Annotated in this window: 11 protein-coding genes; 7 read left to right on the top strand and 4 right to left on the bottom strand. The window is 61.0% G+C overall.

Annotated elements, in window-relative coordinates:
* Positions 1 to 432 precede the first annotated feature (432 nt).
* The 6 genes from IAE56_RS00320 to IAE56_RS00295 all read left to right on the top strand — a co-directional run bounded on the left by IAE56_RS00320 (position 433) and on the right by IAE56_RS00295 (position 10,066).
* On the top strand, positions 433 to 2,385 hold the full coding sequence (locus IAE56_RS00320) for a TonB-dependent receptor (RefSeq protein ID WP_325167146.1): 1,953 nt from the start codon (positions 433 to 435) through the stop codon (positions 2,383 to 2,385).
* Positions 2,330 to 6,274: a cobaltochelatase subunit CobN gene (gene cobN / locus IAE56_RS00315; RefSeq protein ID WP_325167145.1), complete on the top strand. Its 3,945-nt coding sequence runs from the start codon at positions 2,330 to 2,332 to the stop codon at positions 6,272 to 6,274. Before IAE56_RS00320 ends, cobN begins: the two co-directional genes overlap by 56 nt.
* A gap of 15 nt (positions 6,275 to 6,289) precedes the next feature.
* The gene (locus IAE56_RS00310) at positions 6,290 to 6,766 is read left to right on the top strand and encodes a MotA/TolQ/ExbB proton channel family protein (RefSeq protein WP_200750994.1); all 477 of its coding nucleotides are present in this window, start codon (positions 6,290 to 6,292) and stop codon (positions 6,764 to 6,766) included.
* The gene (locus tag IAE56_RS00305) at positions 6,766 to 7,098 is read left to right on the top strand and encodes a DUF2149 domain-containing protein (RefSeq protein WP_200750993.1); all 333 of its coding nucleotides are present in this window, start codon (positions 6,766 to 6,768) and stop codon (positions 7,096 to 7,098) included. The genes IAE56_RS00310 and IAE56_RS00305 overlap by 1 nt, the downstream gene beginning before the upstream one ends.
* Positions 7,099 to 7,160: 62 nt before the next feature.
* Positions 7,161 to 7,868, top strand: a complete 708-nt coding sequence (locus IAE56_RS00300; protein WP_200750992.1) for a superoxide dismutase — start codon at positions 7,161 to 7,163, stop codon at positions 7,866 to 7,868.
* A 68-nt stretch (positions 7,869 to 7,936) separates the two neighbouring features.
* The gene (locus tag IAE56_RS00295; RefSeq protein WP_200750991.1) at positions 7,937 to 10,066 is read left to right on the top strand and encodes a M3 family metallopeptidase; all 2,130 of its coding nucleotides are present in this window, start codon (positions 7,937 to 7,939) and stop codon (positions 10,064 to 10,066) included.
* A gap of 261 nt (positions 10,067 to 10,327) precedes the next feature.
* Here the strand turns inward: IAE56_RS00295 and IAE56_RS00290 are convergent, their stop codons facing one another.
* The 3 genes from IAE56_RS00290 to IAE56_RS00280 form a co-directional block, all read right to left on the bottom strand.
* Positions 10,328 to 11,269, bottom strand: a complete 942-nt coding sequence (locus tag IAE56_RS00290) for a DUF4760 domain-containing protein (RefSeq protein WP_200750990.1) — start codon at positions 11,267 to 11,269, stop codon at positions 10,328 to 10,330.
* A gap of 820 nt (positions 11,270 to 12,089) precedes the next feature.
* Positions 12,090 to 12,653, bottom strand: a complete 564-nt coding sequence (locus IAE56_RS00285) for a hypothetical protein (RefSeq protein ID WP_200750989.1) — start codon at positions 12,651 to 12,653, stop codon at positions 12,090 to 12,092.
* A gap of 402 nt (positions 12,654 to 13,055) precedes the next feature.
* Entirely contained in the window at positions 13,056 to 14,792 is a 1,737-nt protein-coding gene (locus IAE56_RS00280; protein WP_200750988.1) for a M14 family metallopeptidase, read from the bottom strand.
* Positions 14,793 to 15,180: 388 nt separating this feature from the next.
* Between IAE56_RS00280 and IAE56_RS00275 the strand changes: the two genes are divergently transcribed.
* Positions 15,181 to 16,017, top strand: a complete 837-nt coding sequence (locus IAE56_RS00275) for a type II CAAX endopeptidase family protein (protein ID WP_234455791.1) — start codon at positions 15,181 to 15,183, stop codon at positions 16,015 to 16,017.
* 192 nt (positions 16,018 to 16,209) lie between these two features.
* On the opposite strand, the gene IAE56_RS00270 is transcribed toward IAE56_RS00275, so the two are convergent.
* Entirely contained in the window at positions 16,210 to 16,731 is a 522-nt protein-coding gene (locus IAE56_RS00270) for a thioredoxin-like domain-containing protein (protein ID WP_325167144.1), read from the bottom strand.
* Position 16,732: the final 1 nt, after the last annotated feature.

The following is a 16,732-nucleotide window of genomic DNA, read 5'->3' as shown; positions in this document are numbered from 1 at the left end:
CCTCTCCAGCCAGTGACGGTGGGGGGCACTGCCGGTTCTCTCACCACGAGCCTCCAGGCCGTTGCCGCGAAAGAGTGCGCCCTTGCCCGCAGGAGGGGGCCTGTAGCTGTGCAGACGCGACTAGCTGAGCAAGCATCAACCTACAGCAAGCTAACGATCGAAACTGAGATAACACAACGCTTCATCATTTGCGTGATGCCTATTCATCGTGATTTACGGGATTGAAAGATTCATTCCCGCGTGCAGCACGTGGGAGTGCGGCACCACCGAATTTGGATTCGGCTAAGCCAAATCACGTTGGCGAGGGTGCCCGAGCAACGTTGTTGGTTCGCTAGGACGGAAAAGGGCAACGACGCCCTTCACGCGTACGGCGTGATGAAATCGTTAAAGATGATATGTTATAGCATTGCATTTGAGCAGGATTGTTTTTCCGTGACCGCTTTCCCCGCTTTTTCTTCACGCAAGTGCGCACTCGCTGTTGCCATTTCCCTGTCCTGCACTTGGAGCGCCTTTGCGGCTCCAGAGGCCAGCGAGCTCGATCCCGTCGTAGTGACGGCCACCGCGACCGACCGGCTCGCCAGCGACGCGCCGGCATCCATCAGCGTCATTACCCGTGAGCAGATCCAAGCCCGCGCCGTCCTGGACCTTAGCGACGCGCTTCGAGGTACCACCGGCGTAACTCTGGCCGGCGTCGGCTTCGGCCGCCGCGGTATCCAAATCCGCGGCATGGACCCCGAGTACACGCTGGTCATGCTCGACGGACAGCGGGTGAATGCCGCCAGTGACGCGATCGCGCACGCGGACTTCGATCTTGGCTGGATGCCGGCGGCGGCAATCGAGCGCATCGAGGTTGTGCGGGGACCTATGTCCTCCCTCTATGGCTCTGAGGCTCTGGGCGGCGTGGTGAATGTCATCAGCAGGCGCGCAACCGACGAATGGCAGGGCAACCTCGTCTACAACGGTGGGGTGGTGGGCGGACACCGGGGAGGCAATACCACCCAGGCCGGGCTCTATGCCGGCGGCGCGCTGGTGCCGGGGACCTTGGGCCTAAGTGTGTTCGCAGAGCACCGCCAGAAGGACGCCACCAAGGACCCCTTGGACGAGCGGCTCGACGAGCAGGAGCAGCGCCGGGTCAACACCGGTCGCGCAGTGCTGACCTGGACGCCCACCGAAGGCCAGCGCGTGGACCTGTCCCATCTGGAGGGTAGCGAGTTCCGCAAGCGAAACGCGCTCCAGGCCGGCACCGCACCTTATGTCTACGAAACCGTTGATGACATCCGCCGGCAGCAAACCACCCTGATGCATCAAGGGGATTGGAGCTGGGGCCAGACCCGGTTCAATGCCTATCAGAGCAAGCTGGAGCGCGAGAACCGTCGTGACATCGGTGAGGCTACGCGACCGCAGTACCTTCGCGACGATATCGTCGACGGACGTGCGACCTTGAATCTGGGCGAATCGCACCGTCTCAGCGCCGGCGCTGAATGGCGGCGCGAGCGTCTCGATGACGCTTCTGCGGCTGCCTCCGGCCAGGTCAAGTCGATCCAGACCGCCATCTTCCTGCAGGACGAGATCCAGATCACCGACAGCCTGTCCGTCGTGCTCGGCGACCGCGCCGATCATCACTCCGAGTTCGGCTGGCACCACAGTCCACGCGGCTACGCCGTGTGGCACCTCAGTGAGGCGTTTACCCTCAAGGGCGGCGTGGGCACTGGCTTCAAGGCACCCAGCCTGAAGCAGCTCTCCCCAGAGTACTCGGCTGTCGGTGGCGGTGGTCGGTTCACGATCGTAGGTAACCCGCTGCTCAAGCCTGAGCAGAACACCAGCTACGAGCTCTCCGGAGCTTGGCAGCAGGATGGCTGGTCGGTGCAGGCCACCGCGTTCCAGAACGAGCTGAAGGATCTGATCCAGACGGTCTGCGTGCGGGCCTGTGGTGTGCGTGGACGCGAGCTTCGCAACTACACCAACGTCGCTGAAGCCAGAATCCGGGGCGTGGAACTGTCGGGGACCGTTCCCCTGACCGAAGGCCTTCGCCTGGAAGCCAACTACAGCTGGCTGGACACCGAAGACAAGCAGACGGGGCAGGCGTTGAACGAGCGGCCCTCGCGCAGCGGTGCCGCAAACCTGGTGTGGGAACGTGGGCCGCTCCAGGCCACCTTCCGCGGCGAGTACGTGGGTACCCAGAAGCAGGCCTCTGGTACGGCTCAGGTTACGCTGCCGGACTACGCGCTCTTCTCCCTGGACACGCGCTGGGCCATCACCCCGAAGCTGAGCATGGTGGTGGGCGTGGACAACATCGCTGACAAGCGACTGGACGAGACCGGCGCGCTGTATGCCTACCCGGAAACGGGCCGGTACGTGCACGCTGGCTTCGATCTGGCCTTCTAAGATGCGACTGCCAGCATGGCTTCTGCTACTGGCACTGTTTGCCCCCCTGCCCGCATGGGCAGGGGGGCTTCGGGTCGAGGTGGTGACAACCGACTTCGTCATGCCGGCCAAAATCACCGCGATCGATGCCATTACGGGTGCCGAAGGGGTGCACGTGGCACAACGTGTCGTCGGCAAAGGGCGAGAGCTGCCCCCATCCTGGCCAGCCGGTGCTGACTGGGTCATCCTCGACAGCCCACGTCCCTCAGATGCCGAGCAGATCCTGGCAGCGGTCAGGACAGCGTTGACCTCTGCCCAGATTCCCTGGGTGCAGGTCGGCGGTGGACCGCCGGTCTCGGGGCAGCTAAGCCCCGACCACGCAAGGCAGATCGCAAGCTACTACGGCAATGGCGGAGCCACTAATTATCTCAACCTGGCCATTTGGCTGCACAAGTGGTCTACGGGTGATCCGGGCCTGGGCAGTGTGCCGGCGGCCCAGGTATTGCCGGCTACCGGGTACTACGCAGGTCCCGGTCGAACGACGTCGGCCAGTCAGTCGGACATCGAGGATGTCTGGAGAAAGGCTGGCCAGCAGGCTTGGCCGCGAGTCGCGGTGCTGATTGCGGCCAACAACGTCAGCTCCATGCAGACCCAGGTCATCGATGCCCTCATCGTAGAGGGGGCACGCAAGAAGGTCTCCGTCTTCGGAGTCTGGTATCCACAGCAGGCCCGCAATGGGCTCTCCAGCGCGATCGGGGCGATGGACGTGTCGGCCGTGGTCAATCTCACCCATCTTCAGAACGGGGCGGCGTTGATTGAAGAGTTCTCAGGCCTGGACGTCCCCGTCATTCAGGCGCTGAACTACCGCCAAGGAAACGCACAGCAGTGGCGTGACGCCACCAGCGGCGTGCCGATGTCACTAATGGCCACCTTCGTGACCCTCCCGGAGACCTGGGGCATATCAGACCCGACGGTCATCTCCGCCACCGACAGGGGAAGCCTCCAGCCGATCCCTGAGCAGGTGGAGGCCCTGGTGGCCAAACTGGCCGCGCTGTCCCGGCTGCGTGCGGCACCCGCATCGGACAAGCATCTGGCACTGATGTTCTGGAACTCGCCCGATGGCGAGAAGAACCTCTCCGCGTCCCATCTCAACGTTCCGCGTAGTATCGCCTCGCTGCTGCCAAAGCTTGCTTCGGCAGGGTATGCCGTGACGCCGGCCGACGAGGGGCAGATGATCGAGGACGCTCAGGCGCTGCTCGGTGGTTACTACCGACCGGCGTCGCTGGATGCGTTGTTGGCCCGAGATCTGGCCGTAGCCTTCCCGGTGGCCAGCTACGAGCGCTGGCTTGAGACCCTGCCGGCCAAACGCAAGAGCGAGCTGATGCAGCGGTGGGGCGACCCGAAGAACAGCCCGTACGTGCGAAACGTGAAGGGTCAAGCCAGCTTTGTGCTGCCTCGACTACTGCTCGGCAACCTGTTGGTGATGCCGCAGCCTCCCCGCTCCGGTGGGGTAGGGCAGGCCACGCATGATCTGGATGCCGTGCCCAGTCACTACTACCTGGCCACTTACCTGTACCTTCGCCAGGGCTGGAAGGCAGACGCCTTCATCCACTTTGGTACTCACGGCACACAAGAGTGGACGCCCGGGAAGGACCGCGGGCTGTGGGCTGGCGACTACCCATGGTTGGCCGTTGGCGACGTACCGGTTTTCTACCCGTACATCCAGGACAACGTCGGGGAGGCCATGCAGGCAAAACGCCGCGGCCGTGCCGTCGTGGTGAGCCACCAAACCCCGGCATTTGCACCGTCAGGTCTCTACGACGAACTTCGTGACCTGCATCAGCTCGTCCACGAGTACCAGCAGCTGGACGAAGGCCAGGTCCGTGAGTCGACCGCCGCTCAGTTGCGGCAGATGGCCGCCGATTCAGGGATGGCTGGCGACATGGGCTGGAGCTCGGTGGACATGCAGACCCGGTTCCCGGCATTCCTGCAGGCGCTTCACGACCATCTCCACGAGCTGGCACGCAGGCAACTGCCCCTCGGTCTTCATACCTTTGGTGAGCCTGCCGCCGATGACCTGCGACTGTTCACCGTCATGCAGCAACTGGGCCCCAACTATCTGAAGGCGCTTGGCCTGGATCCGGCGGAGGCCAACAGCGGCGATGCCGAGCAGATTCGTAGCGCCGCACCCTATCAGACCTTGGTGAGCTACCTGCGCGATGGCAAAGCTATCTCCGCGGCTGACGGCCCTGAGCTGCGCGAACAACTGGAGCGTGCCCGTCGGCTCGACGCCGAACTGGCAGATACCCAGGAGGTCGAGTCTCTGCTGAAAGGCCTTGCCGGCAGATTCGTGCCCCCAGGTTCCGGTGGCGATCCGATCCGCTCACCGGAAGTCCGCAGTGGCCGCAATCTTTACGCCTTCGAAGCGGACAGGATCCCGACCAAGGCAGCCTTTGAAAGCGGGCGCGTGGCATTGGACCAGCTGCTGGAGGCCTACCGCCAGGAGCACGGCTCGGCCTTCCCGGGAAAACTCGCCATCAGTCTGTGGTCCAGCGAAGCCATCCGCCATCTCGGTGTTCTTGAAGCGCAAGTCCTGCATGCCATGGGATTGCGACCGCGCTGGGACGACGCCGGCAAGGTCGTTGCCCTCGAGATCGTTTCCGAGGCTGAGATGGCGCATCCGCGCATCGACGTCGTCGTTCAGGCAACCAGTGTCTACCGCGACCAGTTCGACCCGTTCCTGAGGCTGCTGGCTGAGGCGGCGGAGCGTCTGGCGGCCATGCCTGCCGAATCCAACAATCCTATTGCCCGCAACTCGCAGGCTCTTAAGCAGAAGCTGATGGGCTTGGGGGTGCCGGAAGAGCGAGCTGGCGCTCTGGCAAACCTGCGGGTCTTCAGCAACGCGCCTGGCGCATTCGGCAGTGGCCTGAACAAGGCAGTTCTCGATCGCAGTGAAAACGCTCCGAAGGATGACGCCACGCTAGCAGCGGGCTTCTTGGAGAACCTTCAGTATGGGTACGACGCCAAGGGCCAGGTGCAGACATTGGCCGGAGGCAATCTCTTCGCCGAGCAGTTGCGCGGTGTACAGGCCGCCGTGCTGTCGCGCTCCTCCAACGTCAATGGACTACTCAGCACCGATCACCCCTTCGAGTACCTGGGGGGTCTGGCGCTGGCGGTACGGCATCTGGACGGTACGACCCCGTCACTGTTCATCTCCGATCTTCGCCAAGCCAGCCCAAAGACCACTACCGCCACCCGGTTCCTGGCCGATGAGCTGCGGGCCGGGGTACTCAATCCAGCGTGGATCTCCGCCATGAAGCAGGAGGGGTATGCCGGAACCCTGGAGGTGCTCAAGACCACTGACAATCTGCTGGGTTGGCAGGTAACCGCGCCAGGTACTGTGCGAGAGGAACAGTGGCAGGCCATGCATGACACCTATGTCCGTGACATCAGGGGGCAGGGTGTTTCCGACTGGTTCGAGCAATCCAATCCGACTGCACAGATGCAGCTCATCAAGCGGCTGCAGGAAGCCGTCGCGCGTGGCTACTGGAGTCCCAGTGATCAGACCCGCTCAGAGCTTCAACAGCGATTGGACCGCCTCACTGAGCTGACCAACATGACGTCGGATCCATCCAGGAAGGAAGCCCCGCCCGCGACCGCGACCGCGACAGGATATGGAATTTCCCAAGGCAGCGCCCAGGCTGCTGCCGCCTCCAGTCCCAAAGCTTCGGACGCCTCCCCGGAACCTGCCGCGAGTCCAATGCCCACCGTGAGAGGACGCGTGATGCGCCAGATGAATCCGCCACCGCCGGCAGATGCGGGCAACACGGCCTTGGCGCTCCTCACGATCCTGATGCTGACCGCTCTGGGGGCGTGGTTCCAGGCGCGTTCGATGAAAAGCAAAACCTAACGAAGACCTTGACCCATGAATGCTCTCGAAAAAACGCTTTACGACCTTTCCCACATCTTTCTCGCCCCCGTTCTAGTGCTCATCCTGGCAGCCTTGGCCTATGCCTTTGTCGCCCTGGGAGGATTTGCCTGGGAAGCGGTGAAGCGGCGTAGTGGCCGGCCAGCCAGCGGCCTTCTTGCCTGGCATGCCCGCGAGGGCGGGACTACCGATGATGCAGAGCTCTGGATCCTCAAGCGGCTTGAACTGCTCCGCATCGTCTCTCGCACCGCCCCCATGCTCGGCCTGGTCGCCACCATGATCCCGATGGGCCCCGCCTTGCTGGCGTTGACCAGGAGCGATGCACAGAGCGTCGGAGAGAACATGGTCGTCGCGTTCTCGTCCGTCATTCTGGCGCTGGTTGCGGCCAGCATCACCTTCCTTGTCATGACGGTACGTCGACGCTGGCTGCTCGAAGAGCTCCGCCAGCTCGAACGTACGCTGGAGGCCCGCTGATGCGCTTTCTCGAAGACGATGAGGCGGACGATCCGATCCTTTCCGTGGTCAACCTGATCGACCTGTTCCTGGTGGTCACCGGGATCCTGATGATCGTCATCGTGAAGAACCCGCTCAACCCGTTCTCCGCCGCCGATGTCACCGTCATCGAGAACCCGGGAAAGGAAAACATGCGTATCACGGTGAAACAGGGTGAGGAGCTCACCCGTTACGAGTCCACTGGCGAGATCGGGGAGGGGGGCGGCGTCAAAGCCGGGATCACGTACCGCCTTCCCGACGGGCGCATGGTCTACGTGCCGGAAGGCAGCTCGGTTGAGCCGGCCGCGCCCTGATCAGCCGAACGAGCTTGGGTTACCAGCGAACTGAAGTCACTACTGAAGGAGAAAAGAGACTCATGAAGGCACTTCACCTGCTTTGCTTGGCAGTCGCAGCCTGGACCGCTCCGGTCCACGCCGAATCGGAGCGAGCGCTCACGGAGGAAAACGCTCCCTTCTCGTTGCCGGCGCTGCCTTACCCGGCAACCGCCCTTGCTCCGGCCATTGATCAGCAAACCATGGATATCCATCACGGACGGCACCACAAGGCCTACGTCGACAATCTCAACAAGGCGGTTTCCGCATCACCGCAGTTGCAGGCGCTCTCGCTGCGCGAGCTGCTCGCAGTCTCAGACAAAGCCGGCCCGTCACTGCGGAACAACGCCGGCGGCCACTACAACCACTCCCTGTTCTGGTCGCTCCTGGCTCCGCCGGGGCAGGGCGGTGCTCCCAGTGAGGCACTGCTGACCGCGATCAACAAGGATTTCGGATCGCTCCCGAAGTTCAAGGAGGCCTTCTCCAAGGCTGCAACGGGCGTATTTGGTTCCGGGTGGGCATGGCTGATCCTGGATGGGGAAGGCGCACTGAAAGTCGTCACAACGCCCAACCAGGACAACCCGTTGATGCCATTCACCGACACCCCCGGAGTACCGTTGCTTGCTCTGGATGTATGGGAGCACGCCTATTACCTCGAATACCAGAACAAGCGCCCCGCCTACATCGACGCATGGTGGAGCGTGGTCAATTGGAACGAAGTCAACGAGCGTTTCAAGCGCGCCAGGCAATGAAGATCCCTGCTGGAGAACCCGGACGTATGCCTTCCCAGAACCCATCACCCTTTAACCTGGAGCCTCTCATGGTGTTTCGCGCGTGTGTCCTTTCAGCCGCCATCGCGGCAAGCCTCATCACGGTTAGTGCGCCTGTTGCCGCGCAGGCCCCGACGCAATCAGCGCATGCCCTCAGCACCAACCCGCTGATCGGCCCCTGGAGTACGCCGGAGGGAACGCCACCCTATGACCGGATCCGACCGGAGCACTACGAGCCGGCGTTCGACGAGGCTATCGCCGAGGCACGTGCCCAGAGCACTGCAATTGCCGATGACAAAGCTGCCCCGACGTTCGAAAACACCATTGAAGCGATGGAAAGGTCCGGCAGGCAGCTCGCCCGCGTTTCCAGTACCTTCTTCACCGTTGCTTCTGCCGACGCCACGCCGGCCAACCAAGCCATCCAGAAGAACATCGCGCCAAAGCTGGCACGCCTCTCCAATGAGACGCTGCTAAATCAGAAGCTGTTCAAACGCGTCGATTCGGTGTTCCAGGCCAGCGCCAGTCTGGGGCTGGATCCTGAGCAGCTGCGCCTGGTGGAGGAAACCCATGCCCGCTTCGTTCGAGCCGGCGCTGCGCTCTCGCCCGAGGCACGTGCACGGGTGGCGGCCATCAACGAGCAGCTGGCAAAGCTGGGCGTGGAGTTCGGCCAGAAGCTGCTGGCCGACCAGAAGGCCAACGACGTATGGCTGACCGCCGAAGAGGTGAAGGGGCTTCCAGCCGACCAGGCAAGCGCCGCCCGTGCGGCCGCAACGGCGGCAGGAAAGCAGGGAGCCTATCTCTTCCCCGCCACCCGATCGGCCGCGGAACCGTTCCTGACCTCGTCGCCCAACCGACAGGCGCGTGAGAAGATCTGGCGGGCCTTCACCTACCGCGGTGACAACGACAATGGCAACAACACCGGCGCGGTGATCACCCAGCTGGTCACGTTGCGCGCCGAGCGGGCGAAGCTGATGGGCGCAACCAGTCATGCCGATTTCGTGTTGGCCGATTCCATGGCCAAGACGACAGACGCTGCCAATGATCTGCTGATGGCGGTGTATCGGCCTGCGCTTTCCCGAGCCAAGGAGGAGCTGGCCGATATCCAATCCTTGGCGACTAGGGACGGCATCACACAGGTAGAGCCATGGGACTGGCGTTTCTACGCAGAAAAGATCCGCAGCGAGCGATTCTCGCTCGATGAGGCCGAAGTTCGGCAGTACATGCCTTTGGACGGCATGGTCGACGCCCTGTTTGAGACCACGCGAAAGCTATTCGGGCTCACAGCTGTCGAGCGTCACGATATCGCGCCCTATGCTCCCGGCGTACGCGTATTCGAGATCCGGGAGGCGGATGGCTCCAAACTGGGATTGTTCTACGCTGACTGGTACGCGCGTCCCACCAAGCGCCCCGGTGCTTGGATGAACAGCATTCGGGTGCCGAACACCCTGCTGGGCGATGCGCCGATCGTGGTCAACAATCAGAACATCCCATCGCCGGCTGACGGTCAACGGACGCTGATCAGTTTGGACGAGGCGCAGACGCTGTTCCATGAGTTCGGACATGGCTTGCATGGGCTGCTCTCCACGGCGCGTTACCCGAGCTTGTCCGGCACTGCGGTCTCGAGGGACTTTGTGGAGTTCCCGTCACAGGTGTACGAACACTGGATTACCGACCCCTCGATTCTCCGCGCGCATGCACGTAACGCAGCGGGCGATCCCATGCCTGAAGACATGCTTCAGGCGTTGCTGAAGGCACAGACCTTTAATCAAGGCTACCAAACTGTCCAGCAGCTCTCCTCGGCGATCCTTGACATGCGCCTGCACTCGTTGCCGGAACTGCCTGCCAACTTCGATGCGAGCGCATGGGAAGCCGAGCAGCTGCGTGAGCTCGGCGTGCCTTCAGAAGTGGGCATGCGTCACCGCCTGTCGCACTTCAGCCATCTCTTTGATGGCGGATATTCGGCCAGCTATTACGCCTATACCTGGGCAGAGGCCATGGATGCCGACGGGTTTGATGCGTTCGTGGAATCGGGGAATGTCTTCGATCCGAATCTTGCGCGTAAGCTGAGGGAGGAAGTGCTCGAACGCGGCAACACCCGCGACCCGGCGGAAAGCTACATCAAGTTCCGAGGACGCCTGCCGACTGCAGATGCGCTGTTGCGGAACCGTGGCCTGAAGTGATGACCTACGTGTAGGCAGAGCCTTGGCGATGGGGTATTCCCCTCGTCGCCAAGGCCGGTCTGGCTGGCAAAGCAGCAAATTCGACTCGGTTCAGGTCGCCTCGCCCTGATGCGCAATGCTGTACTGGCGCCTACTCCACGATAATTGGGAAGGCTGAATGCGCGATCCTTGAGCATGTCATTACCTTTGCCGCGGAGGCGCGCCTGTATGCCTTGCCGGGATAGCTACCTTTCCCGCAGGTAGGTGCGGCGCGTTCGAGAGCTACTGCTTCAGATTGGCCTTTGCATGCGCGTGCTTCTCATCTTCCAAGCGCTGCTTCCAACGAGCGACCAGTCGATCCAAGGCGGCGAAGCAGAGGATCTGTCCATTCTTTCGTACATGCTGGACGTAGAGGTCCGCCCGATCTCGAATGGAGCAGACGGTGCCGCCGATGGTATTGAAGAGCATGTTCTCTTCAAGATCGTTGGCCTCAATTCCAACAGCCATGAACTCATAGTAGTTCAGTAGGTACTTCATTCCCTCGATGGCTTTGACCTTGGATTCATCCAATGTCGGAGGCTGTCCGGCGCCACCTTCCTCCACACTCAGGGAGCTGAGCGTCTGTTGAGCCAGTACCTTCAAGTTGTCGGATGAGAAATGTCCCTCGTCGTCCTTGGTGACGTTGCAGCCGAATGGGAAAACCATCTGTACGTCCAAGGCACGACGCAGGAACTCGGCGCTCGTGCGCGTCTGCATCAGCAGGTTGAATGAGTTATTGGTGCGGTGGTTCTTTGAAGTTGCCTGGAAGTGGATGTACCAACCCATTCCGGCAGTCCAAAGCGCTGCAATAACTGGAGGGAAGTTAAGGTACTTGTCCGACAGTTCGCGCCCGGGTGCAACGAAGCTGGCTGAGATCAGGTAGTACGAGCTATAGAAGGAGATAAGCGTGAACAACAGAAGCATCAGCGAAACGCGGACAACTGACCATACGCTCTTGGCACCGCCGGCCATGCCGCAACGAACAAGCGCCGGTACTAGCGCGTAAAGTACGACGATGCCGGCGGCGGCGATCAACCATCCTTTGATCTGTTCATACGGCTCAAAGTCGCACCAGTCCAAGCCTACGCAGATCAACGCAATGGACGTGACTGTTCCTAATGCACTTTTTTCGGTCTTACGCAGATGCGCCAGCACCGATGTAGTTCCTTCTTCGATAGCCGCCATGTTCCCCCCTAGAACATCAGAAATAGAAAAGGCCCCCATTAGGAGGCCTTTTCTTGAATTTGTACAGATGCGGCTTTAGATGTCGCCAGTGCTCTGATTGACCATAAATTACACTCCGTCTAGATGGGAACAAACAACAAGCTCTGACTTACCGTAGCAAACGCACTTGTGAGGATGACGGCAACTACCTCCCGGCAAGCCGCGCAGCATAGCTGTCGGATCCTGCGTCGTCAACGGACGCGTTTTCCTAGCAGCAATGCTTGATGCGAATGTCTCATGCCGAATAGCTGCGCGCAAGTAGTCAACTTACTGCGGAAAGGATGAACGGATATGCTGAATGGAATCGCGAATGGACTCATAAGTCATTGTATGGACGAGGTATTTTTAGGTTAGCTAGGTGGCAGAGACCCTACATCTGTATGAACGTTTCGCCATGGAAGAGGTCATGCATCATCGTGTGGAAGGGGGCTATTTCGGCAGCCGGGAGGGCTGCCGTGCTCAGGATGCGGCCATCAGGGCTCGTCAGGCGGGCTTGCGTGCCACCAGCCGGCGACCTGGCACTACATTGGTGATCTTGCTCGTAGGGGGGGATGACCCACGGTAGGGTCTCGGGTTGGCATTCGATCCAGATCACCGACACTTGCCGCTGCGGCTCAAAGACAGTCTGGGCCAGGCCTGGAAACCCAAGCATCAGTTTCGGGTCCAGTGGCCTGCGTCTATGACCACTTGGGGGCATAGACGCAGGCCTCAGTAGGCTGTCGGCCACGCGGTGTAGTGCGGGTCAATGGTGATCAATGCGCCCTTGGGCGCTACCACCCGCTCAGATTCGACGTTTGCGACTGTCCAGGTACTCCCTGATTGGAAGCAGTGACATCTCCATATGCCTTTTCACAACGCTGCTTTGCTGCGACTCAAGTCGTTCATGAAGCTTTTGGTAGGCCCGCTCGTCCTTCGAGACAAGGAACTCGTAGAGAATACGAGTCAAATCGTCTCTATGCTCCGCCACAAAGTCGGGATCAGCATCCAGCGCCCGGGCATACCAAAGCAGCTCACCTGCCAAGGCGCAGGCCTTATCTACGTCGTCGAGCCTGGCCTGGATACTGGGAACAATGACTGTACCCAACTGGGCTGGGATGTCTGCATTGCGTTCCTTCCAAGGACTGCCATCCCTCTGCTCGAACATGAAGATGGCGTTGGCCAGCAGGCCGGCGGCGGCCGAGGTCGCTACCCAAAGTGCATTGCCCAGTGTGCCAATCACAATGTCCGTCAACACCCCCCTGTTACCTGGTGCCACAAATGGCGGGACGGCACCTTTTGCGTCCGCCAAACCTCCTGGTTCTGCGGCGCTCTCATCGCCTGTGGGTTTCTCGTTGGCATCCTGCATAGCAATTCATCCTAAAGCCGTTGGTCTAAGACGATGTGTCAGCGGCGCGGACCCTTATGCTGCAGGTAGAACCCTGCGCCCCATCAATTCGCTAGCGGCACGATCAGCTAAATCTTTAGGTGGGCCACAGTCATCAGGTTCCGGGGCCGCCTTCTGACCGCAGAGGCATTCTTGCGGAACTGCGGCCTGAAGTGGTGTCGAATGGGTAAATAGGACCTTGGCGACGGGGTGCGGCTGTCGCCAGGGTCCACAAGGGCAGGGCTTACAATATGAGCAGTCGGGCGCCGCATGGAAAGCGAGGCAGCACGATGGAGAAGAGAGTCTATGTTTCATCACGAGAGCTGCCCCTTCTGTTAAGCGCTGTATTGGTAGCGGCCTCCCTGTCTGCCTTAACTGATATTCCTATAACTCTCGCTGGGAAAGCACCGGGTAAGTCCAGAACGTGCGCTCGCCATACGCTGATCGCACCTCCCACCAGCGCAGGCGGGCCTGCGGATCAGCGGCAAACGCAGGGTTGCTAGCCAACGTCACTTCGAATTCAGCTCGAAGGTCCGCGTTGGATTTCATCATTTCGTCAGCCAACGGCGCTAGGAGGTGACGGGGCAGGGGGGATTCGGCAGGAAGGGCGCGGTCATACCACCCCATTGCCAAGATTGAATCTTGGCTGCTGGGCTCTAAGAGCGCTGCTGCCAACAGTCTGAGCGGTTGATCAGTGGGAACGCGAAGCGTGCCTGCAGGCAACTGGACGATCGCTTGAGACCGATTGAATCCAGTCCTTTGCAGGCCGTTCGCCATTCGAACCAGCTCTACCCTAGTGGTCCGATCGCCCGGCACGGGCTCGGTGATGATGTGATGGGTATGCAACAGATCGACGATGTTCTGATTGCCAGGTGGAATCAGCCAAGCAATAGGCAGTGGCGCGGATTCCGTCACGCGCGTCCCGAACACCGGAAGGCGCTGCACCTCTGACTGGCCAGTCCAGAGCAGCTCACGGGCGCCGGAAGCCGATGAGATGTAGTCATCATAGCGGTAGGTTTGGAATTCTCGGTACTCCAGTGGAACTGGATCGCGCTCCCAACGCACGGCAATGTTCGGTGGACGCATGGCGCGATCAGCGACCTTTGCCTGTTCGATAGCGCTGGCATCGCGGGAGACTGTGCGCAGTGACTGCTCCATAAACGCGTAGGTGCCCAGTACACGCTGTCTGTAACCCTTGAACCGATGGTTTTCGATGAGCACCGTGGGAACGCCGATGAAGTCTCCGTAGCCAGTCGAATAGCGAGGGCTCTCAACGCTAATCCTCAGACCCTGTGAGGGTGAGTCTTCATTGACCCAGCTCGGATAGACCGCTGGAACATTGCCTGCAGCAACAAGTGCATCCTTAATGTCACGGCTGTACGCGCTCATCAGCCAATCAGCCGTGGATCGCGAGCGCGCATAGGTGCCCCAGCCCGCAAATGCCCAAGTTACGTCGTACTGATAGTCCGTGCCATCGCTTGCGTGCACGTCGATGTACAAGGCCGGATCAAGTTGATGCAAAAGACCGACGACGGCCCTCGCTTCTGGAGATTCTATGCGAGCATAGTCCCGGTTGAGATCAAGTCCTTGACTATTCGTTCGCGTTCCCTTTTGGGCGGGTCCACGCTGGCTGGGCCTACCCAAGGGAGAGGCCGCAGCATGGCCATCTACATTGAGCACAGGGATGAAAACGACGTCTACGGCATCAAGCAGATCTGCGCGTCCGCGGACGGCGATGTCTCGAAGAAGCATGAGGCCCGCGTCGAGACCGTCGATCTCGCCCGCATGGATGCCTGCCTGAATCAGAACGGTCGGACGGGGCGAGCCCCCCTTGCTGGCTTTTGCGTAGAAGATGCCTCGGCCCTGCGAGGTCTCGCCAAAGCGATGCAGGGAGATCAAGGGCGATGCCTTAGACAGCCGACTCAAAAAGTCGATCGCAGCCGTATAGGTAGGCGAGCTTTGGAAGCCGCTTGACTCCGTGCTCGTATCCCACTCGTCATGATGCACGTCGCCCTTTCTCTGGTCCTGCCACTGAACTTCAGGTGGCAGAATTGAAGGCGTCCCGAGTGCTGGAAATGACAGCATCGCCATCGTGGCAACTAAGGAAGTACGCAGAAGCATAGGGCCTTCTCTCCAAGTTAGATTCAAACGTTCTAACCTAGCATGCTCGCAATCTTGCGCAATGCCCCCCTGCCGCTAGAGGTCCTACATCAGGGCCTGGTGGTTGCCGGTGTACTGAATCCTTATGCTTCGCTTTCATCGAACATACAAAACTCCCACCCTCAGCAGACACCACAAGCGCAGGCTCAGCGCCGTTCGTCGGCGACCCGGGTGATTCATCGGCGGCTTCTGTGACTTGGTCGCAAGCGGGTTGCTGCGCCGCCCCTGAGGATGGCAATTTGCGCAGCGATCACGTCGACTTGGAGCACCGCATGCCCCCTGGTGCCCTGTATTCGCCAGATCCCCGGCCCGCGGCTGGCTGCCCTGAGTCCGGCTGACGCCGATCCTGTTGATCCTGTTCCATGCGGTACCGGTGATCCCGCTGGACGGGTGGATGCAGTCGCAGCATTGGTCAACGCCGCGCGGCGATCCGATCGGGCTCGCTGGCTTGCATGCGCTGCTGTGGATCGGCTTAGCGCCAACGCTGGCAGCCGTGCTCGCCTGGGTACGGTTGGTCGGAGGGCGCTCGCTGGCGAGTATCGGGCTGACCGGCCCGGCACCGCTGAAAACCGTCCTGCGCGGACTTGCCGTTGGATTCGGCACAGTCGCGCTGGTCGTAGTCGCGATCTGGATGGCAGGCGGCATGCAGGCCGCAGGCTTGGGGCAGGCCTGGCGCTCGCCCGTCAGTCTGCTGCACATCGGTCTGCTGCTATTGCGTTTCATGTTCCAGGCGACCGTGGAAGAAGTCATCTTCCGCGGTTGGGTGCTGTCGGTGGTGGCGCGCAAGACCAATGTCGCCGTGGCAATGCTTCTGGTGTCGCTCGTTTTCTGCTTCCTGCATTTCAGTCCGCATCAGCCGCCTCAGGTGATACTCAGCACGTTCCTGTTCTCACTCTTCGCCTGCGCCTGGGCGCTGTGGACCGGCAATATCTGGGGGGTGATGGGCTGGCACGCGGGGTGGAACTGGTTGCTCACGACCGGCTTCGAACTGCCCGTCGCCGGCATGGGCGCGCACTTGCCGGCGCTGCTGGTGGCGCTACGCCCGCAAGGCCTCGACACCCTCACCGGTTGCACGCAAGGGCCGGGAGGTAGTTACCTGTGCAGCATTTTCTTCGTCGCCGCGATCGCGTGGATCCATTGGCGAAAGACGCGCGGAGCTCACAACTCCTCACCGACCAGCAGGTAACGCCACTGCCCGGGCGGCATCTCCCCGTCCAGGCCCTTGCCGATCGGATGCTGGTCCGCGCCGTAGCGGCGACGACCAAGCAATGGAGTGTCTGCTAGCGCTAGTTGGACCCACCGACGCGCCGCCGGGAGGTTTCAATGCCATAACGCCATAGCGCTATTGCACATAGGTATATGGGGCAGCAGGAGGACCTCACTGTTCATGGACGGGACCAGGAGGGTTGATCAGTGCTTTGTTAGCTTCAGTGAGCCAAGTCTGCAGCACGGGTTGGACGCCCCCATACCGTCGTCCGTGCCATCCGTTCGCGATCATTTTGCCGTCGCTGCTGATCAGCACCAAGTTGGGTGGCGCCATGCCTCCCAGAGAACGTATCGCCGGCAAGGACTGTAGTTTTCGATAGTCAATGGCGGGCCAAGGCATGCCTTCCGACCGCATGTATCGGCGCATCTCCAGCTCCGACTCGTCGGAGCTTACATAAACTACCTCAGTGTCAGCGCCCCCTTCTCTGAGAGCGTCGCGTATTCGGATCAGTTCAGGGGTGAACGCATGGCATGGACCACACCACGATGCGCCAAAGTAAAGTGCAATGAGGCTTGGAGGGCGTGCCCATTCATACGGAACCGAACGTCCCTCATTGGGAACAACCAAGTTCTGTTCGATTTGATGGCGACGGTCCTTGTCGGATGATTGCGCGGCGCCGGCAAGCGCAATCATG

The organism is Stenotrophomonas sp. S41 (assembly GCF_016624625.1).
Lineage (GTDB): Bacteria > Pseudomonadota > Gammaproteobacteria > Xanthomonadales > Xanthomonadaceae > Stenotrophomonas.
This window is presented reverse-complemented; position numbering and strand designations above follow the sequence as displayed.